This window comes from Nitratireductor thuwali (genome assembly GCF_036621415.1).
Taxonomy (GTDB): domain Bacteria; phylum Pseudomonadota; class Alphaproteobacteria; order Rhizobiales; family Rhizobiaceae; genus Chelativorans; species Chelativorans thuwali.
The window spans coordinates 3701805-3726478 of the sequence record NZ_CP030941.1 but is presented as its reverse complement, the minus strand read 5'-3'; the positions used below and the strand labels follow the sequence as shown (position 1 = coordinate 3726478).

The window sequence follows — 24674 nt, the reverse complement described above, 5'->3', positions numbered from 1 at the left end:
GAAACGAAATGCGATCCGGCTCGACCTGCCCCGGAAAACAAAAAAGCGGGCCTGAGCCCGCTTCCCTTCGTTCCTGAACCTTCAATGGGCGCCAGTACCTTCGTGGTCGCCCATGGTCTTTCAGTTCAAATGCGATCGCTTTCCGGGGACCTCACCGCATATCCTGCAGGACCTCCACGCCGGCCAAGCGACCGATCTGCCGCATATGGCCGCTGCCCGCCAGGAATACAAGCCTCAGCGGCAAAGCTACCGGATAGGGTCGCACGGAAGGGTCGCTGGCGAGGCAAAAGCTGTGTTGCCGCACGGCATGAGGAAACTCTCCGGCACGGCGTCCGGTCCGCTTGCCGCCTAGCTGGGCCTGCATCAGCGTGGCGCTTGATCCTGCCGCCTCGGCCGCACCCGGTGTTCAGCTGCGCCGGATGAGTTCTTCGCGGGAAGCCTTCAGGTGGACGGCATCCCCGTCAACGGTCTCGATCTGCTCTGGCAGGACATAGCGGTCCGCGGCCAGCAGCCCGCTTACGTCAACCCGGACGAAGCCTTCTCTCAGAAGACGCTTCTGGAGGACTTCGGGAACACGGTCGGTTGTGAAGACGCGGGCAAGGGAGGCTGTCAGCGTCGATCCATATTGCCCGGGATTGGGGCCTGCCGTCAGAGTCTCGGGTTCCGGGTTCGACAGATCGCCTTCCGGCATGTGGACTGTTTCGACGGTACCGATCTCTTCACCGGAAGAATCGATGATACGCATTCCGCTGTGAATTCTGCTCAAGACATCGGTCATCGCCTGCTCTCCCTGTATCGGAACGGCCCGTTTTTGGCCAACGCCCGAAGGGGATCGAGGTTCCCTGCCGCAAGCAGCACCAGCAGAGGCAGCGGTCAGCGCACCTGGTCCAGCAGCCTTTTGCACTCCAGAAGGTCGAACAGCGTTTCCTGCAGGAGCGCGCGGTTGTCGCGCGAAAGACGTCCGCCATCGGGGGCAACAGGGCCGTCTTCCTCGCCGCGGGCCATGCCGAAGAAGCGGCGGCTTGGTTTGGCTTTCGGCGCTCCGACGAGCATTTCCTCGTCTCCCGCCCTGTCGGCCTTGGCCTCGGCTTCGGTCGCTTTCTGCTGGGCAATGGCCTCGACAGCGGCCATGTCGCCGCGGCCGATCGCGATGATGAACTGGTTTCCGTTCTCGCGCAAAAGCTTCTGGACGCCTTTGATCGTATAGCCCTGGTCATAGAGCATATAGCGGATGCCCTTGATCAGCTCGACATCCTGGGGCCGGTAGTAGCGTCGGCCGCCGCCGCGCTTCATCGGCTTGATCTGGGTGAAACGCGTCTCCCAAAAGCGCAGCACATGCTGCGGCAGATCCAAGTCCTCAGCGACCTCGCTGATGGTACGAAAGGCATCCGGGCTCTTGTCCATCGGGCTTCTCACACGGCTGGCGACCATTTCGGGAGGCATTCCCGAATCACTTGCACTTCAGCAGCTTTCGGTGTCCGGCAACAGAGGTGGCTCAGCTTGCGGCCTTGCCGCGCTTGCGCGCCTGGTGAGCCTCCAGGATCTTCTGTTTCAGCACGTTCGACGCCTTGAACGTCATCACACGACGCGGCAGGATCGGAACCTCCTCGCCCGTCTTGGGATTGCGGCCGATACGCTCATTCTTGTCGCGGACCTGGAAAGTAGCGAAGGAGGACAGCTTCACGGTCTCTCCGCGGACCACCGCATCGCACACTTCCTCGAGCACCATTTCGACAATCTGCGCCGATTCCGTGCGAGACAGGCCTACCTTGCGGTAAACCGCCTCGGCGAGGTCGGCTCGTGTAACCGTCTTTCCCCCCATCCGACCACCCAACCAATCGAAACTATTGAAAATTCAAGCGACGGCGGCGACGTTACAAAACTTGGGCGGGTAAGGTCAAGCGCCCTGCACCAACGTGCAAATTATTGCTGTTGTTGAGAAATTACCAGCGCAGGAGAACCGCGCCCCAAGTGAATCCGCCGCCCATGGCCTCCAGTAGAACGAGGTCGCCACGCTTGATCTTGCCCTCGTCCACCGCGTGGGCCAGCGCCAGCGGCACGGAGGCTGCCGACGTGTTGCCGTGAAGGTCCACGGTGATGATCACCTTTTCCTCCGCAATTCCCAGCTTTTTGGCGGAGGCGTCGATGATGCGCTTGTTGGCTTGGTGCGGCACGAACCAGCCGATGTCTTCAGCGGTGATCCCCGCGCGGCCGAAGACATCTTCGATCACATCGGTGATCATGCCCACGGCGTGCTTGAAGACCTCCCTGCCCTGCATGCGCAAATGGCCGACGGTGCCCGTCGTCGATGGGCCGCCATCGACGAACAGCTTGTCCTTTTGGGCGCCGTCGGAACGCAGGCTGGAGGCAATGACGCCACGGTCGGCCAGGCTGCCCTCCCCCTCGACGCCCTCCATGACGACGGCGCCGGCGCCGTCTCCGAACAGCACGCAGGTCGTGCGGTCCTCCCAGTCGAGGATGCGCGAGAAGGTCTCCGAGCCGATCACCAGGACGCGCTTGGCCTGGCCGGCGCGGATGTGAAGGTCGGCCGTATTGACCGCGTAGACGAAACCCGAACAGACCGCCTGCATGTCGAAGGCAAAGCCATGCGTCATGCCCAGCCGATCCTGTATCTCGACGGCGGTCGCGGGGAAGGTGTTGTTGGGCGTCGAGGTCGCCAGCACGATCAGATCGATATCGGCGGATGTCAGTCCGGCATCGTCGAGCGCTTTGCGCGCCGCCGCCTCGCCCAGGGACGCGGTGGTCTCGTCATCGGAAGCGATGTGCCGCTGGCGGATGCCGGTACGCTGCACGATCCACTCGTCGGTGGTGTCGACGAGGCTTTCGAATTCGACATTCTTCATGACGCGGCGCGGCAATGCCGAGCCTATGCCGCGCACGGCTGACCTGATCATACTATTTCCTCAAACCCTTGAAGCCGCATCGACGGCCGGCACGGCCGGCTTGCGCGCGTGGTACAGATCGAGCGTGGAGCGCGTTTTCTCATATAGGCCGCTCTTTACCATTTCGTAGCCCAGTTCAACCGCAGCGGCAAAACCTTCCTCGTCCGCTCCGCCATGGCTCTTGACGACGATGCCTTTGAGGCCGAGAAACACCCCGCCATTGCTCTTTCGCACGTCCATCTTCTCCCGCAGGCGCGCGAACGCGCCGCGGGCGAAAACATAGCCGATACGCGCCATCAGCGTCCGGCCCATCGCCTCGCGCAGATATTCGCCGATCTGGCGGGCCGTGCCCTCGGCCGACTTCAGCGCGATGTTTCCGGCGAACCCTTCGGTCACGACCACGTCCACGGTTCCCTTGCCGATATCGTCGCCTTCGACAAAGCCCTGGTAGCGCATGGTCTCAAGGGCGGCTTCGCGCAGCATCCGGCCGGCTTCCTTGACTTCCTCCTGGCCCTTGATCTCCTCCACGCCGACATTCAGCAGCCCGACCGTGGGCTGGTCGATGTCGAAGAGCGCATTGGCCATGGCCGCGCCAAGGATGGCGAAGTCCACGAGCTGCTGCGCGTCGGCACCGATGGTCGCGCCAACGTCGAGGACAATGCTCTCGCCCCTGATTGTGGGCCAGATGGCGGCAATGGCAGGCCGCTCGATGTCGGCCATCGTACGCAGGCAGAACTTCGACATCGCCATCAGCGCACCGGTGTTGCCGGCGGAGATGCATGCATCGGCCTCGCCTGCCTTGACCGCCTCGATCGCCCGCCACATGGACGACTTCCAACGTCCCACGCGCAGCGCCTGGCTGGGCTTGTCGTCCATGCGCACCGCGACGTCGCAGTGGATGAACTCGCTGACCTCCTTCAGTCGCGGCAGCTTGTCCAGGACGGGACGAACGATCTCCTCGCGGCCGAACAACACGAAGCGCGCGTCCGGCCGGCGCTCCACCACCCGCACCAGGCCGGGGAGCGTAGCCTCGGGACCGTGGTCTCCGCCCATTGCGTCAATCGAAATGCGTATCACGCGTTCACTGCCTCATTCTGCTTCCGGCTGCCGCCTGAAAAGTCCGGCGAAAATAGCGGTTTTGGGCGCGCGCACAACCGCGTTTCAGCCTGCTTCCCCCGTTTCAACCTTCTCCGCGCAGCTTCTTGAGCCCTTCATAGAGGGGGCCGACCTTTTTTTCGTCGGTGGCGGATTCCGCTTTCGAGGCGATCTCCGTTCCCTTCTTGCGCGGATAAGGGTCGATCGCGAGCGCGAAGAATTCCTCGGCCACGGCGCCAAGATCGATCGTGTCACCAGAAAAAGGTTCCGGCAGATCGGCGCCTTCAGCCTCGATAACGATTTCGCCATCGCGCCATTCCTGCCGCGCAAGGCGCGAGTCCTCGGGAATGAAGAGGGCTTCGAAATCCTGGGCGATTCGCGCGGGGAGCGGATCGAGCGTGACGACGCATTCCTGCACGATATCGGCGAAGACCTCGCCCTTTACCCGGACGCCGTCAGCCTTCCAGGGACGGACGGCGATCTCGGCATCGAAGCGCTCGACGGACAGAAGCCCGTGCGCCTTCGCCAGGCCGGCGCGCTGATCGGCATCGGCCGTGATCGTCAGGTCGGTGCCCTTGCGCGCCAGCCGGCTGACCCGAAACGGGTAGGAAACAGGGCTTTTGGCGTCAGTCGGATTCATCATCACCTTCCACAGGGGCAAATGACAGCCTGCCTGTCAACAACGCCTCTTCATCCAACCCGTTCAACGCATCGTGCGCTTTGAGGATATAATGGGCCAGGTCGGCGGCTTCGTTCCATTCTGCCGTCTCGGGGCGGATATTGCGCCGAAGCGCCTCGGCAAGGGCAGCTTCGTCGCGGGCGTCGACAGCTTCGCCATAGGCCGCCAACCGACCGTAGAACATGCGCGCCAGCTTCTTGATCCGCTTTGGCACGCCCAGATCACCGATGCCCATTTCGCGCAGCGAATGGTCGACATCGTGGAAAAACTGATCGGTGACGTCCTGGGCGACGGCGCGGGCCGCCCCCTCGGCGCCGCGCAGCCGATGCAGAAACAGAAACATGTGCACCGACAGCATCTCGAACCGGCCAAGCGGCGTATCCGGCGCCTGCCAGTCGGAATAAAACCTGGGTCGCCGCGCGGCCGCCACGATTTGTGCATAAAGGGCATCCACGACGGAACGGCGATTGCGCCGGCGCGCGCCCGCGAGCCACTGGAACATGAGGAAGACCCTCCTTCAGGCTGTTTGTTCGGCGCTTTTGGCACCCCGGCCGACACGCTGGCTTCATGCTGGTCCAGTTGCATCGGAATGAAAGCTGGTTTACCGGTTTTGCCGATGCGTGCAAGGTGGCATGACGGCCCGGCCGGAAGCCCTACCGAGAGGAGATGTTGTTGCAGGTGCACAGATTCAACACCAGGAGCCGCCGGCTCATTGCGGCTCTCGCGCTTGGAGGCGCGGCACTCACCCTTGCCGGTTGCAATAATATCGGCGCCACTCTCGACGCCAGGGAAACGTTCACGCAAGGCTATGTCGTCGATCCGGAGGCACTGGAACTGGTGCCGGTGGGATCTAGCCGCGAGCAGGTGCTGCTGGCGCTCGGCACGCCGTCGACCACGGCGACCTTCGACAACGAAGTCTTCTACTACATTTCACAAAAGCGCGTGCGCAACGCGGCTTTCATGAAGCCGAAGCTTGTCGACCAGCGGGTGCTGGCGGTCTATTTCGGCGACGACGGCCGGGTGACACAGATCGCCGACTACGGCACCAAGGACGGCAGGCTGTTCGACTTCATCTCGCGCACCACGCCGACCGGCGGCAAGGACCAGAACTTCCTCGGCCAACTCATCGCCGGTGTCGCAAGGGGTGGACCACCTTCCAACCCGCTCGGCGCGAACTGAGTTTTTTAACCAGCCAGAATCGAAAGGCCCGCGGGAGCGTATCCCGCGGGCCCATTTTTTTAGCCTTGACCCATCAATGTGCGAGCACGGCCAGGAGCAAGAGCGCCATGATGTTGGTGATCTTGATCATCGGGTTCACGGCGGGGCCGGCCGTATCCTTGTAGGGATCGCCGACCGTATCGCCGGTCACCGAGGCCTTGTGCGCTTCAGAGCCCTTTTCATGCTTCGTGCCGTCCTTGTCGACAAAGCCGTCTTCGAAAGACTTCTTGGCGTTGTCCCAGGCGCCGCCGCCCGCTGTCATCGAAATGGCGACGAAGAGGCCGGTGACGATCACCCCGAGCAGCATGGCGCCGAGCGACGCGAAGGCCTCATTCTTGCCAGCGATCGCGTACATGAGCCCGAAAACCGCCAGCGGCGAGAGCACCGGAAGCAGCGAAGGCACGATCATTTCCTTGATGGCCGCCTTGGTCAGCAGATCCACCGCCCGGCCGTAGTCGGGCTTCTCAGTGCCTTCCATGATCCCCGGCTTTTCGCGGAACTGACGGCGCACCTCCGCCACGATGGCGCCGGCGGCACGGCCGACGGCGGTCATGGAGAGCCCGCCGAACAGGAACGGCAGCAGACCGCCGAACAGCAGGCCGACGACCACGTAAGGATTGGATAGCGAGAAATCGACGCTGACACCTTCGAAGAAGGAGCCGGGCGCCGCGTTGGCCGCGAAATACCTCAGGTCCTCCGTATAAGCGGCGAAGAGCACCAGAGCGCCCAGCCCGGCCGAGCCGATGGCATAGCCCTTGGTCACGGCTTTCGTGGTATTGCCCACCGCGTCGAGCGCGTCCGTGGTCTGGCGCACTTCGGCCGGCAGGTCCGCCATCTCTGCGATACCGCCGGCATTGTCGGTGACCGGGCCGAAGGCATCGAGCGCCACGACCATGCCCGCCAGCGCCAGCATGGTGGTCACCGCGATGGCGATGCCGAACAGGCCTGCGAGGTTGAAGCTGACGATGATGCCGGCAATGATGACGATGGCCGGCAACGCCGTCGCCTCCAGCGAGATGGCCAGCCCCTGGATGACATTCGTCCCGTGTCCGGAAACGGATGCCTGGCTGATCGACCGGACCGGGCGGAAGCCGACGCCCGTGTAGTATTCCGTGATCCAGATGATGAGCCCGGTGACCGCAAGGCCGACGAGGCCGCAATAGAACAGATCAAGGCCGGTGAAGGTCCCTCCGTTGCTGGCGGTGAACTCGGACGAGCCGCCGAGCCAGAGCCAGACAATGAGCGCCAGCGCAACCACCGACAGAAGCGCCGTGGCCACGAAGCCCTTGTAGAGAGCGCCCATGATGGAATTGTTGGAGCCGAGCTTGACGAAGAAGGTGCCGATGATCGAGGTCACCACGCAGGCGCCGCCGATCACCAGCGGGAAAAGCATGAGCGTGACCGCCGTGGCGCCGGTGAAGAAGATGGATGCGAGCACCATGGTCGCGACCACGGTGACGACGTAGGTCTCGAACAGATCCGCCGCCATGCCCGCGCAGTCGCCGACATTGTCGCCGACATTGTCGGCAATGGTCGCCGGATTGCGCGGGTCGTCCTCGGGAATACCTGCTTCGACCTTGCCGACCAGATCGCCGCCGACATCCGCGCCCTTGGTGAAGATGCCGCCGCCCAGACGGGCGAAGATCGAAATCAGCGATGCGCCGAAGCCGAGCGCCACCAGCGCGTCGATCACTGTGCGTTCGGTCGGGTCGAGGCCCATGGGGCCTGTGAGGATCGCGAAATAGACCGACACGCCCAGAAGCGCTAGCCCAGCCACGAGCAGGCCGGTGATGGCGCCGGACTTGAAGGCGATATCGAGGCCGGCCGCCAGGCTGTTCGAGGCGGCCTGCGCGGTCCGCACATTGGCGCGGACCGAAACATGCATGCCGATGAAGCCGGCCGCTGCCGACAGTACCGCGCCGACAAGAAAGCCTACGGCCGCGGCCGCGGTCAAAAGCCACCAGGCGATCACGAAGACGATGGCGCCAACAAAGGCAACAGTAGTGTATTGGCGTGTCAGATAGGCTTGCGCGCCTTCCCGAATGGCGCCCGCGATCTCCCGCATCCGCTCACTGCCCTGATCGGCCGCAAGGACCGATTGTGTCGCCCAAACGGCGTAGAGCACAGAAAGCAGGCCGCAGGCGATGACGACGTAAAGCATGGTCATTGCCAAATATCCCTTGATTTTCGGCCCGCTGGACCTCCCCCCGGGCCTTGAGAACAGTGCGCGATGAAGAAGAAGCCGCGCCCCGACCGGGACTTTTGCCAAGTCGCTGCAGATCGTCAAGGTTTGCTGCGGCGTTTTGCCCCGCTTTCGCTCAGGCGGTTCTCAGCCGGCCGCGCAGGGCAAGCAGCGTCAGCGCGACGAGGCATACGGCCACGACAGGGAAGACGACCCAATTGAGCATCTCCCAGCCGAATGCGTTGTAGACGCGGCCCGACATGAGGGAGGAGAAGGCAACGGAGGAGAAGAGCAGGAAATCGTGCACGCCCTGCACCTTGTTGCGCTCCGAACTGCGGTAGCAGTCGGCGACCATCGCCGTTGCGCCGATGAAGCCGAAGTTCCAGCCGACGCCCAGAAGGATCAGGGCAAACCAGAACTGCCAAAGGGCGATGCCCGACAGCGCGACGACGGCACAGCCGACCAGCAGCAGCAGGCCGGCGGCGATGATGCGTTCCTTGCCGAAGCGGGCGATCAGGCTGCCCGTGACGAAGCTGGGCGCGAACATGGCGACGACGTGCCACGAGATGCCCAGCGTGGCCTCGTCGGGCGAGAAGCCGCAGCCCACCATGGCGAGCGGCGCGCCGGTCATGACGAAACTCATCAGCGCGAAAGTGCCGACACCGCACAACAGCGCGACCACGAAGCGTGGCTGGCGCAGGATTTGGCCGAGCGGACGGGCAGGCAGATGATCGTCGAGGGACGCGGACGGTGCGTCCTTGGGAAGCCGCAGGAAGGAAAGGATGAACGCACCGGCGATGCCGAGGCCGATCACCGACATGAAAGCGCCGGCAAACATGACCGGATCGAACATTTCCCGGGTGAAGATGGCAAGCTGCGGGCCGATGATGGCTGCGAACACGCCGCCGCCCAGGACCCAGGAAATGGCCTTGGGCTTGAAGTCGGCCGGCGCGTTGTCGACGGCGGCAAAGCGGTACTGCTGCAGGAAAGCGTTGCCGCTGCCGATCAGCAGGAGGCCGAGAGCGAACAGCCAGAAATCGGCTTGAAACAGTGCGAAGGCGGCGAGGCCGCCTCCAAGCGACGTGGCAAGCGCGCCTGCCATCAGGCCGTTGCGGCGGCCGACGGCGCGCATGAGCGCAGCGGCTGGCAGCGCGGCCAGGGCGACGCCTATGTTGAAACCGGTGATCGGGGCCGTGGCGAGCGACTTGTCGGCGGCAAGCAGGTAGGATCCGGCCAGCCCGCCCATGGAAATGGTGATCGGCGTGCCCGCCCCCACGATCGCTTGCGCGCAGGCCAGGATGAAAGCCGTGCGGCGCGCTTCACGGTGGAGGCTCGTCGTCATGACGTTCCGCGCCCCTCGTTGCGGCTCCTGCGGGCCACACGATCCAACACGGCATTGACCAGCCTGGGCTCATCCTCCGAATAGAACGCCTTGGCGATGTCCACATATTCGGAAACGATGACGGCGACAGGCACGTCAAGCCGCTTCATCAATTCGTACACGCCGGCGCGCAGGATCGCACGCAGCGTCGAATCGAGACGCGACAGCGGCCAATCCTCCGTCAGCGACTGGCGGATGACCGGATCGATGGTCTTCTGGGCTTCCACCACGCCGGACAGGATGGCACGGAACCATTGCGCATCGGCCTCGCGATAGGTCGCACCGTCGATCTCCTTGCCGAGGCGGAAGGATTCGTACTCGGCAGTCGTCTCGAGCAGACCGGTGCCACCGATATCCATCTGGTAGAGCGCCTGCACGGCTGCCAGGCGTGCTGCACCGCGCTTGTTGGCGGGCTTGAATCCGGCAGGCTGGTTGGGGTCAGCTGGCATTGCCCGGTCAGGCTCCAAGTTTTTCTCTGATTTCTATCATGCGTAGCGCGGCCTCGGCGGCGAACCGACCTTTGCCGGCCCCCTCGCCCGAGCCTTCGCTGCTTTCGATGCGGGCGAGCGCCTGGGCCTCGTTCTCGACGGTGAGGATGCCGTTTCCGATGGCAAGACCGTGGCGCACGGCCAGATCGGTCAGGCCACGGCTCGATTCGTTGGCGACGATATCGAAATGGTAGGTCTCGCCGCGAATCACGCAGCCGAGCGCCACATAGCCGTCATAACGGCTTGCGCCCCTGGCGGCGGCCTGCTCCGCCATGGCGACCACGCCAGGGATCTCCAGCGCGCCGGGAACGGTTATCACGTCGTACGCAGCGCCGGCCTGCTCGAGCCCGGCCTTTGCGCCTTCCAGAAGACCATCGGACAAGTGGTCGTAAAAGCGCGCCTCGACAATAAGGAGGCGCAGTCCTGCATCTTTCGCCATTCGTAACCTCGGCCCGCCGCTAGCACATCATGATTGTACGTCCCGCCGGACGCACGACACTGCAAGGAAGGGCTGCATTATGCTTCTTTGGCGGCTTCGGCAAGCCGCGCGGCATAACGCGCCATGGTGTCGATTTCGAGATTGACGCGGTCACCGGCATCGCGCTCGCCCCACGTCGTCACCGAAAGGGAATGCTGGATGAGCAGAACGTCGAATTCATCACCGGACACCTGATTTACCGTCAGCGACGTTCCGTCAAGAGCGACCGAGCCCTTCGGCGCGATGAACCGGGAAAGCTCGTGCGGGGCGCGCAGCCGGAAGCGCACGGCATCGCCCTCCTGCCTGCGTTCGATGATTTGTGCGGTGCCGTCGACGTGGCCGGAGACGATGTGACCTCCCAGCTCGTCGCCGACCTTCAGCGCGCGCTCCAGATTGAGCCGCGTCCCTTCGTTCCACTGGGAGGCTGTCGTCAGCCGAAGCGCTTCTTCCCAGGCCTCAACCTCGAACCAGCGCTCGTTGGAACCCTGGCCCGGCAGCGCCACCACGGTCAGGCAGACCCCGGCGCAGGCGATCGAAGCTCCGATATCGATGGTCAGAGGGTCATAGGCCGTCTCGATGCGCAGACGCACGCCCTGGTCCAGGGGGCGCAACGAGGCGACCTTTCCCACATCCGTGACGATGCCGGTGAACATCAGCCGTTCCTCACATATTCGAAGTAGCCGTCCGCGCCGAAAACCGCCTGCCGGTGGAGCGAGAATCCCGCCGGGATATGGTCCGGATCGACCGGCGCGGCAATGCCCCGGGGGCCGATTTTCTCCGGTCCCGTGAAGAGCACGATGCGGTCTACCAGCTCCTCGGCCAGAAAGGCCTCCGCGGTGAAGGCGCCGCCCTCGACGAGGAGCGTGGCATAACCGCGCTCGGCCAGATCCTCCAGCAGTTCCGGCAGAGCGATGTGATCCTCGTGCACTTCGGCCGCGATGAAACCGACGCCGGCGGCGGTGAGCGGCCCTCTGCGCTCCTGCATATCGCCCGCGGCGGTGACCAGGACCGGCACTTGCCTCGCGGTCTGCACGAGCGCGGAATCGAGCGGCAGCCGCATTTTCCGGTCGATCACGATGCGTACCGGCGAGCGAGCCTCCAGGCCCGGCAGCCTGCATGTCAGCGACGGGTCGTCCGCAAGGGCCGTGCCTATCCCGACCAGTATCGCATCCGCCTCGGCGCGCATGGCATGGACCTGACTGCGCGCGATGGCAGCGGTGATGGGAACCTGCCCCGCCCCTTCCAGACCAATCTTAGCATCGGCTGAAAGGGCCAGTTTGAGAATCACTTGCGGCCGCTTCTTTACCGAACGCGTGAGGTAGCCGCGCATGAGATCTGCGGCAGCGTCGGCAAGCACGCCTTCCACGACCTCGATGCCGGCCTTCCGCAGAATGGCGTAGCCGCGGCCGCTTACCCGGTGGTCCGGGTCGGCCGCCGCGCCGACGACACGCGCTATGCCCGCGGTCACCAGGGCCTCGGCGCAAGGCGGCGTGCGGCCATGGTGGGCGCAGGGCTCGAGCGTGACATAGGCGGTTGCGCCACGCGCCCGTTCGCCGGCCTCGGCGATGGCCTGGGGCTCTGCATGGGGCCTTCCGCCAAGGCTGGTAATGCCACGCCCGACGACCGCCGGGCCGCCGCCATCGTCGGCGACGATCAAGGTCGCAACGGAGGGATTGGTGCCGGTCAGGCCCAGATGACGCCGCGAATAGCGGATGGCGGCTGCCATGAAGCGGCGGTCGGCCTCATCAGTGCGCCCCGGCATCATTCCGCGTCCGGCTCGACCGTCAGTTCGCCAAGCACGTCTTGGAAGTCCTTGGCCTCGCGGAAGTTGCGATACACCGAGGCGTAGCGCACATAGGCCACATCATCGAGCGACTTCAGCGCTTCCATGACCAGAAGGCCCACCTCGTCGGAAGCAACCTCGCTCTCGCCGGAATTCTCCAGCTGGCGCACGATGCCGGAGACGGCGCGCTCTATGCGCTCGGGCTCGACATTGCGTTTGCGTAGGGCGATGTCGAAGGAACGGGCGAGTTTGTCCCGGTCGAAGGGAACCTTCCGCCCGGAACGCTTTACCACCACGAGATCACGCAGTTGCACCCGCTCGAAGGTTGTGAAGCGGCCGCCGCAATCGGGACAGGCGCGCCGGCGGCGGATGGCGACGCCATCTTCGGCGGGGCGCGAATCCTTCACCTGCGTATCTTCGGACTGGCAATAGGGACAGCGCATCTCAGCCTTTCACTCGTGGTACGAATCTGCTTGCGCCCGGGTGCGCCGCCGGTTCGCCACCTGCCTATCCCAGATAGGGGTAGAGTGGGAACCGGTCCGTCAGCGCGATCACCTTCTCCTTGACCGCGGCTTCGACCGACAGGTTTCCCTCGTCGGAATTCGCGGCCTTGAGACCGTCCAGCACTTCGGCGATCAGCTGGCCGATCTGTCCGAATTCGGCCACGCCGAAACCGCGCGTCGTGCCGGCCGGCGTGCCCAGCCGGATACCGGAGGTCACGAAGGGTTTTTCCGGGTCGAAGGGAATGCCGTTCTTGTTGCAGGTGATGTTGGCGCGCCCAAGGGCCGCCTCGGCGCGTTTTCCGGTTGCGTTCTTGGGCCGCAGGTCCACCAGCATGAGGTGATTGTCGGTGCCATCCGAAACGATGTTCAGTCCGGTTTCCTTGAGGCTTGCCGCCAGAGCCCGCGCATTGGCGACCACCTGATGGGCGTACTCCTTGAAATCGGGCTGCAGCGCCTCGCCGAGCGCAACGGCCTTGGCGGCGATGACGTGCATCAGCGGTCCGCCCTGGAGACCGGGGAAGACAGCCGAATTCATCTTCTTGGCCATCGCCTCGTCATTGGTGAGGATCATGCCGCCGCGCGGGCCGCGCAGGGATTTGTGCGTGGTGGTGGTGACGACGTGGGCGTGCGGCAGCGGCGAGGGATGCGCGCCGCCGGCAACGAGGCCCGCGATATGGGCCATATCGACCATCAGATAAGCGCCGACGGCGTCGGCGATCTCGCGGAAACGCTTCCAGTCCCAGATGCGCGAATAGGCCGTGCCGCCGGCCAGGATCAGTTTCGGCTTCTTCTCATGCGCAAGCCGCTCCACCTCGTCCATGTCGATGAGATGGTCGTCCTCGCGCACCCCGTAGGAGACGACGTTGAACCACTTGCCGGACATGTTGACGGGCGAGCCATGGGTCAGGTGCCCGCCGGAGTTCAGGTCGAGGCCCATGAAGGTGTCGCCCGGCTGCAAAAGCGCCAGGAACACGGCCTGGTTCATTTGGCTCCCGGAATTCGGCTGCACATTGGCGAACTGGCAGCCGAAGAGCTGCTTGGCACGCCCGATGGCCAATTCCTCGACGATGTCCACGAATTCGCAGCCGCCATAGTAGCGTTTGCCGGGATAGCCTTCGGCATATTTGTTCGTCAGCACCGTGCCTTGAGCTTCGAGGACGGCACGGGAAACGATATTCTCCGAGGCGATCAGTTCGATCTCGTGGCGCTGGCGCCCGAGCTCGCTGCGAATCGCGTTGAAGATATCGATGTCGGCTTCCTCGAGCGGCCTTGAGAAAAAGGCTTCGGTTTCTACCGATGCTGCGGACGCTTGTGCCATGGCAGTGTCACCCCTACTGGCTCAGAAGATGTGCGGAACCCGCGCGCCATTAGCACTTTTCGCCACGCCTCACCATCACCGGAACATACTTTTTCCGGGGCTGCGGCAATTGGATCGAGCCTTGCGCGCCGATAAAAGAAGCCGCCCCGAAAGGCGGCCCCGTATCAGCTGTCGTCCGCGGTCTCTAAAGGGCGGTCGAAATCTGAAGCTCTTCGACGCCGTCGCGGCCGTAGATGTCGTCGCGGAAGTGCACGACGCCATCGCCCGTCGACCAGGCCGAGATATAGGTGAAGTAGACCGGAACCGGATCTGCCACCGGAATGCGCTTGTCTTCCTCGGTCTTGATCGAGGTCTCGATGGTGCGCCGGTCCCAGCCCGGCGTGTCGCGCAGGAGCCAGGTGACGAGGTCGCGCACATTCTGCACGCGCACGCAGCCGGAAGAATGGAAACGCTCCTGATCGCGGAAGAGCTGCTGCTGCGGCGTGTCGTGCATGTAGACCGCATGGGGGTTCGGGAAGTTGATCTTCACCGAGGCCATGGCGTTGATCTTGCCGGGATCCTGCCTGAAACGATAGTTCGCGGCCTCGTCGGTCGACCAGTCGACCATCAGCGGGTCGATCTCGGTGCCATCGGGGCCGATGATGCGGATATTGTTCTCGGCAAGGTAATTCGGATTCTCGCGCACATAGGGGATGATGTCCTTGCGGACGATCGAGACGGGCGCGTTCCAATAGGGATTGAGAATGATCTCGTGGATGCGCGAGTTGAGAACCGGCGTCTGCCGGTCGATCTTGCCCACGACGGCGGTATGACGCAGCACGACGCGGCCGTTCTCGACCGCTTCGATCTCGGCCGCGGGAATGTTTACGGTGACGAAACGCTGCCCAAGATCGCCCATCATGGCCCGCAGGCGGACCAGGTTGGTCTCGAGCTGGCCGAGGCGGATGGGCGCCGATACGTTGAGCGCCGAATAGGTGTAGCGTCCGGTCACGCCGTCGGCCGGCAGGCCGTGGCGTGTCTGGAAGCGCTTGAGCGCGGAATCTACATAGGAATCGAAGGCCGGCGACATGCCGGCGCGCTGCGATAGGTCGCCCGAGATCATCAGACGGCGGCGTAAAACCTCAACGTCGGGATCGATGACGCCGAGTTGCAGCTTCTTGTTCGCCGGGACCACCGGCCAGCCGCCCGCCGCGACAATGGCGGAATAATCGCCAATGGCCCGCTCGACATAGCCCACGGTCGCTGGGCTGAGAATCGGCTGGTTGGAATTGACGGACCCGCCGCTCGCCGAGGACTGAGCGTCGAACTGGTCGTTCCAGGCGCCGCGGCGCGGGGAATTGAAGATGGCGTCGAGCGCGTTCTGCGCCTTCGCAGAACCGGCGAACGTCAAGGCACCTGCCGCGCCCGCACCGCGAATGAACATACGGCGGCTTGTCTTCATCATCTGAGAACCTTCAAATCCTTCGACGGCCGAACCGTCGGGCATGTGAAATCCTGCGGCAACAGCGTTAACAAACACCCAACAGCCAGCGCGCCAGGCAAATCGCCCATCGGCGTCCAGCCAGCCTGGAACGCTTGTTTTCGGCGGAATACCGCTTCTCAGTTCCACCGGATTATGTTCTTAACGTGACAGTTATGCGCGCAAAACTGAACTTAGCCTAAAATGCAAAACGGCCAGCGCCCGAAACGGACGCTGGCCGAGCCAAAATCGCGGCCCCGCTATGACCAGGTTGCCCCCGGCCGTCAAATGGCAGTGGTCACATGCGGTAGGCGATCGTGTCGTTCCAGAAGCGGTCGAGCCGCTGGAGGGCGCGGTTCATCTGGCGGAACTCGTCCGCATTGATGCCGCCGACCTGTTCGATCGAACCGGTGTGACGATCATAGAGCTTGGAAACCACCTTGGCGATTTCCTGCCCCTTGGGTGTCAGGCTGACGCGAACCGACCGGCGGTCGACGCGCGAGCGCTGATGGTGGATGAAGCCCATGTCGACGAGCTTCTTCAGGTTGTACGACACGTTGGAGCCGAGATAATAGCCGCGCGAGCGAAGCTCGCCTGCCGTCAGCTCGGCGCTGCCGATGTTGAACAGAAGCAAGGCCTGAATGGCGTTGATGTCGCTGCGCCCCTGGCGCTCGAATTCGTCCTTGATCACGTCGAGCAGGCGGCGGTGCAGCTTCTCGACGAGTTGGAGCGATTCGAGGTAGAGGGAACGAAGCGCGTCTTCACGTTCTTCACTTCCAGACAGCGGTTCTTTCGCGGGTCGCGAGTTGATCATGGTAGATGCCTTTCGTTTTGACGCCGGTGAGTTTTGTTTTTTTCACCTTGGTCGCGACCCTATCGAATGCACCTAAAATTCGACTTAAACGCTAGGCTTAACAAGGCCTTACGGATGGCTCTCCTGCGATTACGGCTAAAAAGGCGTTAACCTGGGTTAATGCGCCTTGCGGCTGCGCAGCGCAAAGGCCGCACGCAGGGCGATGTAGAGGACGGCGACCAGCGCGTGGAAAAGGACGAGCCAGGGCCTGTCGCCGTAAAGATGAGGAAAGCCCGCATACATGACCGCTTCCATCGACGCGCACAGGACCCACACGACGGGGCCCCAGGAAGCGAGCGCCCAAAGGCCGATGGCGGCGAAGGGAAACAGAACCGCCAACGGCACGGCGGTCGCCTGCCAATACATGGGCATCAGATCGAAGCGCCAGTGGGGACCCTCGAAGAAGCCGAGAAGCCGCACCCAATAGCCGACTCCGAAGACCAGGCACGATATGGCCACCATGCGGAGAAGAAGTTCGTAGCCGAAGTCAAGCGAGCTCGGGCGCGCGGCCGGGCCCGCCGCCTCCTCGTGGGTCACAGCTCCAGCTCCCCTTCCCCGAGCGGGTCGAAATAGGCATCGACCATTTCCTTGGTGACGTCCTCCAACCGCGCCGGCTGCCATTTCGGGTCCTTGGTCTTCTCGATGATGGCGGCGCGAATGCCTTCGTAGAAATCGTGGCTTTCCAGCATGCGGTTGAGAATGCGGAACTCCATCCGCATGGACTCCTCGATGGAAAGCATGGCACCCAGGTCGATCTCCCGGAAGGTCACGTGAAGACTGGTGGGCGAGCGCGTTTCCATGGTGGCCAGCGTAGTGCCGGCGAATTCGTCACCCTTGTCGGCCGCTTCCTTCAGGCTGGCTACCACGTCCTTGAGCGTTCCGAGCGAGAAATGCTCGGACAGGACATGTATCGTGGCATCGTCGATATCGCGCGGAACCTTGCGGCAGCGCCGCGACAGCGCCGCCTCCACCTTTCCGGTCTCCGACAATTCATCGGTCAGCGCCTCCAGGTCCTGGGAGGCGACGGCGTGGGTTCCAAGGCCGCACCATATGGCGTCGCCCTGGCCGATCCTGTTGCCGGTGAGCGCCAGATATTGCCCATAGCTGTCGACGAGCCGGGACAGGATGTGGCTTCCGCCGACGTCGGGGAAGAACCCTATGCCCACTTCGGGCATGGCAAAGACGGTCTTCTCCGTCATGACGCGGTGGGAGCCGTGGCACGACAGGCCGACGCCGCCGCCCATGACGATGCCGTCGATCAGCGCCACATAGGGCTTGGGGTAATTCGCAATCGCGGCGTTGAGGCGGTATTCGTCGGCGAAGAATCCGGTATCGGGCTTGCCCGCCCTGCCTGAATGGTAGATTTCCTGAAGATCGCCGCCGGCCGAAAAGGCCCTGCCCTCGCCCTTGATGATGACGAGCTCGACGGCGTCGTCATCACGCCATTCCTCCAGCGCCTTCGCAATGGCACGTATCATGCGATGGTTGACGGCGTTCAGCGCCTGCGCCCGGGTGAGCGTGATGATGCCGGCCTTGCCCATCCGCGTGAAGCGAATGTCGTCGCCTGCTCCGAAATCGCGCTCCACCCGATTCCTCCCCTCGCATTCAACCCTGTAATCGGTGATTATGTGCCGCGCGCCGCGTCGTCAATGCCGTTGGCGCCCGGTGGCGACAATGGCGGTGGACGGCGCGTCAATCCGCCCCTTGCGCGGGGCGGGAAGTCGGGATTACCGCATGGCAGGCGAGCAAACGGGAGAGCCCAGGTGAACAGGATCACACGCCAACAGCCGCAGACGAGCCGTACCGTGGATGAGATCACCGGCGGACGGCGGCTTCGGCGCATGCGCAAGGCCGGCTGGTCGCGCCGTCTCGTGCAGGAAAACCATTTGCGCGTCGAGGACCTGATCTGGCCGATCTTCCTGATCGAGGGTGAGAACCGCCAGGAAGGCGTCGCCGCCATGCCGGGCGTCAGCCGCTATTCGGTCGACCTTGCCGTGAAGCAGGCAGAGCGCGCCGCGCGCCTTGGCATACCGGCGATCGCCACTTTTCCCAATATCCCGCTCTCGCGCCGCGATGCCCGTGGCAGCGCCATCCTCGACGCCGACAATCTGATCAACCGGGCAAGCCGGGCGATCAAGGAAGCGGTGCCGGACCTCGGCATCATCACCGACGGGGCGCTGGACCCCTTCACCAGCCACGGCCATGACGGCATCCTGAAGGACGGCATCGTCGTCAACGACGAGACCGTGGAGCAGATTGCGCAGGCGGCGGTGCTGCAGGCGGCGGCGGGCGCCGACATCATAGCGCCATCGGACATGATGGACGGTCGCATCGGCGCTATCCGAGATGCGCTCGATGCCGCCGGCTTTCAGGATGTGGCGATCATGTCCTACGCGACCAAATTCGCTTCCGCCTTTTACGGTCCCTATCGCGAGGCCATCGGCACGGACGGGCTGCTGAAGGGCGACAAGAAGACCTATTACATAGACCCGGCCAATTCCGACGAGGCCCTGCGCGAGGCCGAACAGGATCTGGCGGAAGGCGCGGACATGCTGATGGTCAAGCCCGGCCTGCCCTATCTCGACATTGTCTACCGGATCAAGGAGGCGTTCGGCGTACCCACCTACGCCTATCAGGTGTCGGGCGAGTATGCGATGATCAAGGCCGCCGCTGCCAATGGCTGGATCGACGGCGAGTTGGCGATGATGGAAAGCCTGCTGGCCTTCAAGCGCGCTGGCTGCGACGGTATCCTCACCTACTTTGCGCCGGAGGTAGCCCAGCGCCTGCACGGATCGCGTACTTGAAAAGCCTCATCGAGCACCCATCTATCGCCTGATCTCAACCTGGAAGAGAAAGAGCGGCAATGGCAACGCAAACCCTGGATGGTGAAATCATGGTCGATCGCCTCGATGACCGGCGGCTCCTGGCCGGCGTGCGCACGCGCCGCGTTTTCGCATTCCTCGTAGACTATGCGTTGATCCTGCTTCTGATGGTGCCGCTTGCCGTCGTCGTCGCGCTGCTGGGTGTGCTGACCTTGGGGATCGGTTGGCTGCTGTTCGGCATCCTCTTTCCCTTGACGGCGCTCCTTTACGTTGCCGCAACGCTGGGCGGACGCGGGCAGGCCACGCTCGGCATGCGATTGATGGGGATCCGGCTCGAGCGGCTGGACGGCCTCCGGGTGGACCCGGTCCTGGCGGTGGTGCACACGGTTCTTTTCTGGGCTGCCAACGCGATCCTGACCCCGCTCGTCCTGCTCGCCACGCTCGTTCTCGACCGCAAGCGCACCCTGCACGACCTGCTCTTGGGCACCGTGGTCACGCGCACCGACTAATCTCGGCCGCCGGCGCGGCTCCGCCTTCGACCCCGCTCTCTTCAAGCCCTCCATGGATGCTTGGAAATCCTTGCTGCCGAATGGTGGGCGCGCAGATGCCCTGTTGCGTACAAGCCCGATCGGGGGCAAATCCGTGCTTGCGGCGCAGACCGTCCTGCTTATGCTCTGGCCGTTGCCGAGGCGTTTCAAGCGACAGGGACTGAATGGCCGATTTCCATCTGTGGGCGACCTATGCAATCATCGTCTGCACCATCGCAGCCTATGTCAGCGAACGCTTCACGCTCGAGCTGGTGGCTCTGGCCAGCCTCGTGGCGTTTCTGGCCCTTTTTGCCTTCGTTCCTTATGAAAATGGCGAAGGGCTGGCGCCGGAGGCACTCCTGGCCGGCTTCTCCAATCCGGCGCTGGCCACGGTTCTTGCACTACTGATCGTCGGTCAGGGGCTGTTCGCCACCGACGCGCTGGACCGCCCGGCGCGCCTTTTGGCAAAGTCCGCCGGCGGGTCGAGCGCCCGCACCATCGTCATCACGCTGATGACCGCAGCGGCGCTGAGCGCCGTGCTCAACAACACCCCTGTGGTGGTGATCTTCATCCCCGTCCTTATCGTCTTCGCGGCGCAACGCAGCTTTGCCGTCTCCAAGGCGCTGATGCCGCTGTCGTTCATGTCCATCCTGGGCGGCATGACCACGCTGATCGGTTCTTCGACGAACCTGCTGGTCGCCGGCGTCGCCGCCGAATCGGGAATAGCGATCGGATTTTTCGACATAACGGTTCCCGGCGTGATCCTGGCGGCGGCCGGCGGCTTTTACGTGCTTGTCATCATGCCGCGCATTCTGCGGGATTCGAGCAGCGAGACGACCTTCAAGCAGGTCCAGTCGGGCACCCAGTTCATCGGCGAAATCCACATCGGGCCGGGACATCCATTCACGGGCATCGAATCGCGGGCCGGAATGTTTCCGGGCCTGGGCGACCTGACGCCCCGGCTGATCGTGCGGCGGGGCATGATCTTTCACCCGCCGTTCGAGAATGTCGTGATCTCGCAGGGCGACCGATTGATCGTGACGGCGACCCGGCGGGCCTTCACACAGGCGCTGTCGCGCGGCGCGGCCAGTCACCAGCAGGCGGCGGACGACCCGGCTACCCCTCCGGGCCCCGACTATCACATTGCCGAAGCCGTCATCCCGCCCGGCTCCCGTCATGCAGGGCGCACGATCCGCAATGCAGGCATCGAAACCGAGCATGGCGTGTACATGCTGGGTGTGCAGCGCAAGAGCCGCATGGGCCGCACGCCCGTTGCCGACATTCGCCTGGAACCGGGCGACACCATCCTCATCGGCGGGTCCGACAGGGCTTTCGAGGATCTGCGCGAAAGCCACGATCTGCTGGTTCTGGAATGGTCGGCCGAGCCCGTGCCGCAGCGGCGAAAGGCAGGCATCGCCTTCGCCATTTTTGCGGCAATCGTCATCATCGCGGCGCTCGAGCTGGCGCCCATTGTTGCCACCGCCATCACCGGCGCATTCGCCATGATCGCCACCGGCTGCCTTTCGCTGGCGCAGGCCGGCCGCGCCTTCGATCGGCAGATATTCCTTCTGGTCGGCTCGTCGATCGCGGCGGCGACTGCGCTGGAGCAGACCGGCGGGGCAATGCTCATCGCGGATACGGCCGTGGAACTGTTGAAGGACCACAGCGCCGTGGTGATGCTGTCGGGCTACTTCGCGGTGGTCGCAGTGCTGACCAACCTTTTGTCGAACAACGCCACCGCGGTGCTCTTCACTCCGATCGGCATCGGCATAGCGGAAGCGATCGGCGCACGGCCAGAGGTCTTCGTGGTGGCCACCATCTTCGCCGCCAATGCCTCCTTTGCAACGCCGATCGGCTACCAGACCAATCTTCTGGTCATGGGGCCGGGGCACTATTCATTCCGCGACTTCATGAAGGCCGGCGTGCCGCTTGTGATTATAATTTGGTTGACCTTTTCCTTCGTCGGTCCATGGTATTATGGGCTTTGAAGGGGCGCATGCGCGCTCCGCATCGTCCAAGCGTACCATCCTAGGGAGTGACGCCCGCCAACAATGACGCAGCAGCCGAGCCAATCTCCGCAATTCTTCCTGACGGCGCCCTCGCCTTGTCCCTATCTGGAAGGGCAGTTCGAGCGGAAAGTGTTCACGCATCTGGTCGGCGACAGGGCCCCTGAACTCAACGACCTGCTGACGCAAGGTGGCTTCCGCCGATCCCAGAACATCGCCTACCGGCCCGCCTGCGAGACATGCCGGGCCTGCGTTTCCGTGCGCATTCTCGCGCAGGAATTCCAGCCGACCCGCAACATGAAGCGCATCCTCAAGCGCAATAGCGACATGATCGGCTCGGCCCATGAGGCGGAGCCTTCGACGGAGCAGTATTCGCTTTTCCGAACCTATCTGGACGCGCGGCACAGGAAAGGCGGCATGTCCGATATGACGGTTCTCGACTACGCGATGATGGTCGAGGACACCCATGTCGACACGCAGGTCATCGAGTACCGCCGGCGCGGAGCCGATTCCTTCGTCACCGGGCGCGGCGAGGGCGAACTGATCGCCGTGGCGCTGACCGATCGGATGGCCGACGGGCTGTCCATGGTCTATTCGTTCTACGATCCGGCCCATGAGGAGCGGTCGCTGGGCACTTTCATGATCCTCGACCACATAAGGCGCGCCGCGGCGGCAGGCCTGCCCCACGTCTATCTCGGGTACTGGGTCAATGGCTCGCGCAAGATGGCTTATAAGGTGCGTTTCAAGCCGCAGGAGCACCTCGGCCCCAATGGCTGGAGCCGCGTCGAATAGCTCTAAAGCTGCGTAAGTTGTGCGCCGGGTCTGTCTTCCCGCCCTGGCGCATTCGCACCGTCGCCGGGACGGAGTGACCGCAAACCCCATGAAAGCACCGGCCTTGCCTGAAGCCTCCAACACACATCTAAAGGGATTGGCGCTGACCGCCCTTGGCGGCATGACCCTTACCATCGACATTCCGCTTATTCGGCTGGCCGACGGCGATCACTGGCCTATCCTGATGGTGCGCAGCGGACTGACCGTGCTCGCCGCTCTGGTGATCTGGTCGGTATGGCGCATGTTCTCGCGCGACGTCCCCGCCCTGGTTCCGGGCAGGCACGGCCTGGCGGTCGCTGGGCTCTATGCACTCGCCAACATCACGTTCATCGGCGCCGTCTACAACACGTCGACCGCCAATCTGGTGTTCATTCTCGCCTTCAACTCGATGTTCGCGGCCCTTCTGTCCTGGATCTTTCTCCGGGAAAGGCCGCGGCCGGCAACGATCATCGCCATGTTCGTCATGATGGCCGGCGTGCTGATCATCGTCGGCGACAGCGTCGGCACGGGCAATCTCGCCGGCGATCTGATGGCTCTGGCATCGGCCTTCCTGATCGCCTCGGCGATCACCGTGAGCCGCGCCAGCAAGCGGGACATGGGTTTTGCCGCCCTGATGGCCGTTGCGCTGCCCTTTGTTCTGGCGGCCGTCATGACGGCCAGAACCGGCTATCGGATCGAGGAACCGTTGTGGATCGTGCTCAATGGCGCGGTCGTCATGCCGCTGGCCTTCTTCTGCCTCGCCAACGGACCCAAATTCCTGTCGGGGCCTGAAGTGGCGATGTTCTACCTGCTGGAAACCGTCCTCGCGCCTGTGTGGGTGTGGCTGATCTTTTCGGAAGCGCCCACCATGCAGAGCTTGATCGGCGGCTCCATCCTGGTGGCAACACTGATCGCGCATTCCCTATGGCAGATCCATGCCGGGCGAAGACGGCGCGCCGCCGCTTTGATGCGGCATCCAATGTAGGGAACAGCGAGGCCAGGACAGTCGCGCGTACTCACGCCCCTGCCCTTAATGTTTCTCGATCGGCAGATCGATAATCGGCTGGCGACAGCCATGCCACGATTAGGACACTAATCGTTTACACTATATTCTCTTCGTTTAACCCATACCAGTAAGGAGTTGGCATGCGAACAGGAACAGCAACGATAGTCGCTGCAGGACTTATGATCTCGGTACATTTGGCCTCCGCACAGGAGGGTGTTTACGGGCCGAGGCTGGAAGGTTTTGACTATCCCTACGCAATCCAGACCTACAGTTTCACATCTCAAGGCGCTGAGCACGAGATGGCTTATATGGATGTCGCGCCAAAGGGCACAGGAAACGGCCGGACGGTGGCCTTGCTCCACGGCAAGAACTTCTGCAGCGCGACCTGGGAAGAGACGATCTCCACCTTGTCGGATGCGGGCTACCGGGTGATAGCGCCGGATCAGGTGGGTTTCTGCGCATCGACCAAACCGGACGGCTATCAGTTCAGCCTCGCCCAGCTCGCTGCAAACACGAAGTCGCTTCTCGATTCGCTTGGGATCGAGCGCGTCACGCTAGGCGGTCATTCGATGGGCGGCATGCTGGCCATGCGCTTTGCTATACAATATCCGGACTCTGTCGAGCAGCTGGTGCTGGTCAATCCCATCGGGCTTGAGGACTGGCAAGCCGAGGGCGTTCCCTATGCGACGATCGACGGGCTTTACCAGGCAGAACTGACGACCAACGCGGATTCCATCAAGGCGTATCAGCAGCGCTTCTTCTATTCCGGCGAATGGAAAGAAGCGTATGATCGGCCGGTTTCCATGCTCGCGGGCCTCTATGCCGGGCCCGGCGGAGAGAAAGTCGCCTATATACAGGCGCAGACCTCGGAAATGCTTTTGGGGCAGCCCGTGCTTTACGAGTTTCCCCGCATATCGGCCCCGACACTTTTGCTGATCGGCGGTCTCGACCGCACCGCACTGGGCGCAAACCGATCCGCACCGGACGTTGCGGCACGCCTCGGAAATTATCCCGTTCTGGCGCGCCAAGCCGCCGAGCGCATCCCCAACGCTACGCTGGTAGAATTTCCGGATCTCGGGCACTCGCCACAGATGGAGGAACCAGAAAAATTTCACGATGCCCTTTTGAAGGGTATCGCAAGATTGAATTGATTGTTTACATAA

Annotated in this window: 26 protein-coding genes; 7 read left to right on the top strand and 19 right to left on the bottom strand. The window is 63.4% G+C overall.

All coding sequences use genetic code 11. The features are described from left to right. Positions 1-406: 406 nt before the first annotated feature. The 7 genes from NTH_RS18035 to NTH_RS18005 all read right to left on the bottom strand — a co-directional run bounded on the left by NTH_RS18035 (position 407) and on the right by NTH_RS18005 (position 5179). Positions 407-778 (bottom strand): hypothetical protein, encoded by a 372-nt coding sequence (locus NTH_RS18035; protein WP_338531324.1) that lies wholly within the window; start codon positions 776-778, stop codon positions 407-409. Between the two features lie 95 nt (positions 779-873). Next, entirely contained in the window at positions 874-1404 is a 531-nt protein-coding gene (locus NTH_RS18030) for a MerR family transcriptional regulator (protein WP_338531323.1), read from the bottom strand. A 91-nt stretch (positions 1405-1495) separates the two neighbouring features. Next, entirely contained in the window at positions 1496-1822 is a 327-nt protein-coding gene (locus NTH_RS18025; RefSeq protein ID WP_338531322.1) for an integration host factor subunit alpha, read from the bottom strand. A 121-nt stretch (positions 1823-1943) separates the two neighbouring features. Then, on the bottom strand, positions 1944-2915 hold the full coding sequence (locus NTH_RS18020) for a beta-ketoacyl-ACP synthase III (RefSeq protein ID WP_338531321.1): 972 nt from the start codon (positions 2913-2915) through the stop codon (positions 1944-1946). A 9-nt stretch (positions 2916-2924) separates the two neighbouring features. After that, complete coding sequence (gene plsX, locus NTH_RS18015) at positions 2925-3980, bottom strand: phosphate acyltransferase PlsX (RefSeq protein ID WP_338531320.1); 1056 nt, start codon at positions 3978-3980, stop codon at positions 2925-2927. Positions 3981-4083: 103 nt separating this feature from the next. Further along, positions 4084-4638 (bottom strand): DUF177 domain-containing protein, encoded by a 555-nt coding sequence (locus NTH_RS18010; protein ID WP_338531319.1) that lies wholly within the window; start codon positions 4636-4638, stop codon positions 4084-4086. After that, on the bottom strand, positions 4625-5179 hold the full coding sequence (locus NTH_RS18005) for a ubiquinol-cytochrome C chaperone family protein (protein WP_338531318.1): 555 nt from the start codon (positions 5177-5179) through the stop codon (positions 4625-4627). The genes NTH_RS18010 and NTH_RS18005 overlap by 14 nt, the downstream gene beginning before the upstream one ends. Positions 5180-5343: 164 nt before the next feature. Here NTH_RS18005 and NTH_RS18000 point away from each other — a divergent pair, with 164 nt between their 5' ends. Further along, a complete protein-coding gene (locus NTH_RS18000; RefSeq protein WP_338531317.1) occupies positions 5344-5856 on the top strand; it encodes an outer membrane protein assembly factor BamE in 513 nt (170 codons plus the stop codon). 73 nt (positions 5857-5929) lie between these two features. On the opposite strand, the gene NTH_RS17995 is transcribed toward NTH_RS18000, so the two are convergent. The 12 genes from NTH_RS17995 to NTH_RS17940 form a co-directional block, all read right to left on the bottom strand. Further along, positions 5930-8062 carry a sodium-translocating pyrophosphatase gene (locus tag NTH_RS17995; RefSeq protein ID WP_338531316.1) on the bottom strand — a complete coding sequence of 711 codons (2133 nt, stop codon included), beginning with the start codon at positions 8060-8062 and terminating at the stop codon, positions 5930-5932. Between the two features lie 151 nt (positions 8063-8213). Further along, positions 8214-9419 carry an MFS transporter gene (locus NTH_RS17990; RefSeq protein WP_338531315.1) on the bottom strand — a complete coding sequence of 402 codons (1206 nt, stop codon included), beginning with the start codon at positions 9417-9419 and terminating at the stop codon, positions 8214-8216. Continuing rightward, a complete protein-coding gene (gene nusB / locus NTH_RS17985) occupies positions 9416-9907 on the bottom strand; it encodes a transcription antitermination factor NusB (protein WP_338531314.1) in 492 nt (163 codons plus the stop codon). The genes NTH_RS17990 and nusB overlap by 4 nt, the downstream gene beginning before the upstream one ends. A gap of 7 nt (positions 9908-9914) precedes the next feature. After that, a complete protein-coding gene (gene ribH / locus NTH_RS17980) occupies positions 9915-10385 on the bottom strand; it encodes a 6,7-dimethyl-8-ribityllumazine synthase (protein WP_338531313.1) in 471 nt (156 codons plus the stop codon). 77 nt (positions 10386-10462) lie between these two features. Then, the gene (locus NTH_RS17975) at positions 10463-11077 is read right to left on the bottom strand and encodes a riboflavin synthase (protein WP_338531312.1); all 615 of its coding nucleotides are present in this window, start codon (positions 11075-11077) and stop codon (positions 10463-10465) included. Beyond that, a complete protein-coding gene (gene ribD / locus NTH_RS17970; RefSeq protein ID WP_338531311.1) occupies positions 11077-12186 on the bottom strand; it encodes a bifunctional diaminohydroxyphosphoribosylaminopyrimidine deaminase/5-amino-6-(5-phosphoribosylamino)uracil reductase RibD in 1110 nt (369 codons plus the stop codon). The genes NTH_RS17975 and ribD overlap by 1 nt, the downstream gene beginning before the upstream one ends. Further along, a complete protein-coding gene (gene nrdR / locus NTH_RS17965) occupies positions 12186-12650 on the bottom strand; it encodes a transcriptional regulator NrdR (protein ID WP_338531310.1) in 465 nt (154 codons plus the stop codon). Before nrdR ends, ribD begins: the two co-directional genes overlap by 1 nt. A 64-nt stretch (positions 12651-12714) precedes the next feature. After that, positions 12715-14028: a serine hydroxymethyltransferase gene (gene glyA / locus NTH_RS17960; RefSeq protein ID WP_338531309.1), complete on the bottom strand. Its 1314-nt coding sequence runs from the start codon at positions 14026-14028 to the stop codon at positions 12715-12717. Positions 14029-14212: 184 nt separating this feature from the next. Continuing rightward, on the bottom strand, positions 14213-15469 hold the full coding sequence (locus tag NTH_RS17955) for a L,D-transpeptidase family protein (RefSeq protein ID WP_338531954.1): 1257 nt from the start codon (positions 15467-15469) through the stop codon (positions 14213-14215). Positions 15470-15785: 316 nt separating this feature from the next. Then, positions 15786-16301: a transcriptional regulator LdtR gene (gene ldtR / locus NTH_RS17950; RefSeq protein WP_338531308.1), complete on the bottom strand. Its 516-nt coding sequence runs from the start codon at positions 16299-16301 to the stop codon at positions 15786-15788. Between the two features lie 156 nt (positions 16302-16457). Further along, positions 16458-16877 carry a DUF6163 family protein gene (locus NTH_RS17945; RefSeq protein WP_338531307.1) on the bottom strand — a complete coding sequence of 140 codons (420 nt, stop codon included), beginning with the start codon at positions 16875-16877 and terminating at the stop codon, positions 16458-16460. Continuing rightward, the gene (locus NTH_RS17940) at positions 16874-17926 is read right to left on the bottom strand and encodes an enoyl-CoA hydratase/isomerase family protein (protein WP_338531306.1); all 1053 of its coding nucleotides are present in this window, start codon (positions 17924-17926) and stop codon (positions 16874-16876) included. The genes NTH_RS17945 and NTH_RS17940 overlap by 4 nt, the downstream gene beginning before the upstream one ends. 177 nt (positions 17927-18103) lie before the next feature. Here NTH_RS17940 and hemB point away from each other — a divergent pair, with 177 nt between their 5' ends. The 6 genes from hemB to NTH_RS17910 all read left to right on the top strand — a co-directional run bounded on the left by hemB (position 18104) and on the right by NTH_RS17910 (position 24662). Continuing rightward, positions 18104-19144 (top strand): porphobilinogen synthase, encoded by a 1041-nt coding sequence (hemB, locus tag NTH_RS17935; protein ID WP_338531305.1) that lies wholly within the window; start codon positions 18104-18106, stop codon positions 19142-19144. A gap of 59 nt (positions 19145-19203) precedes the next feature. After that, positions 19204-19671: an RDD family protein gene (locus NTH_RS17930; protein WP_338531304.1), complete on the top strand. Its 468-nt coding sequence runs from the start codon at positions 19204-19206 to the stop codon at positions 19669-19671. Positions 19672-19874: 203 nt separating this feature from the next. Continuing rightward, positions 19875-21677, top strand: a complete 1803-nt coding sequence (locus NTH_RS17925; RefSeq protein ID WP_338531303.1) for an SLC13 family permease — start codon at positions 19875-19877, stop codon at positions 21675-21677. 63 nt (positions 21678-21740) lie between these two features. After that, positions 21741-22487 (top strand): arginyltransferase, encoded by a 747-nt coding sequence (locus NTH_RS17920; protein WP_338531302.1) that lies wholly within the window; start codon positions 21741-21743, stop codon positions 22485-22487. 88 nt (positions 22488-22575) lie between these two features. Then, positions 22576-23490, top strand: coding sequence for a DMT family transporter (locus NTH_RS17915; RefSeq protein WP_338531301.1), 915 nt, complete (start codon positions 22576-22578; stop codon positions 23488-23490). Between the two features lie 161 nt (positions 23491-23651). Then, on the top strand, positions 23652-24662 hold the full coding sequence (locus NTH_RS17910; RefSeq protein ID WP_338531300.1) for an alpha/beta fold hydrolase: 1011 nt from the start codon (positions 23652-23654) through the stop codon (positions 24660-24662). The last annotated feature ends 12 nt before the right edge of the window (positions 24663-24674 follow it).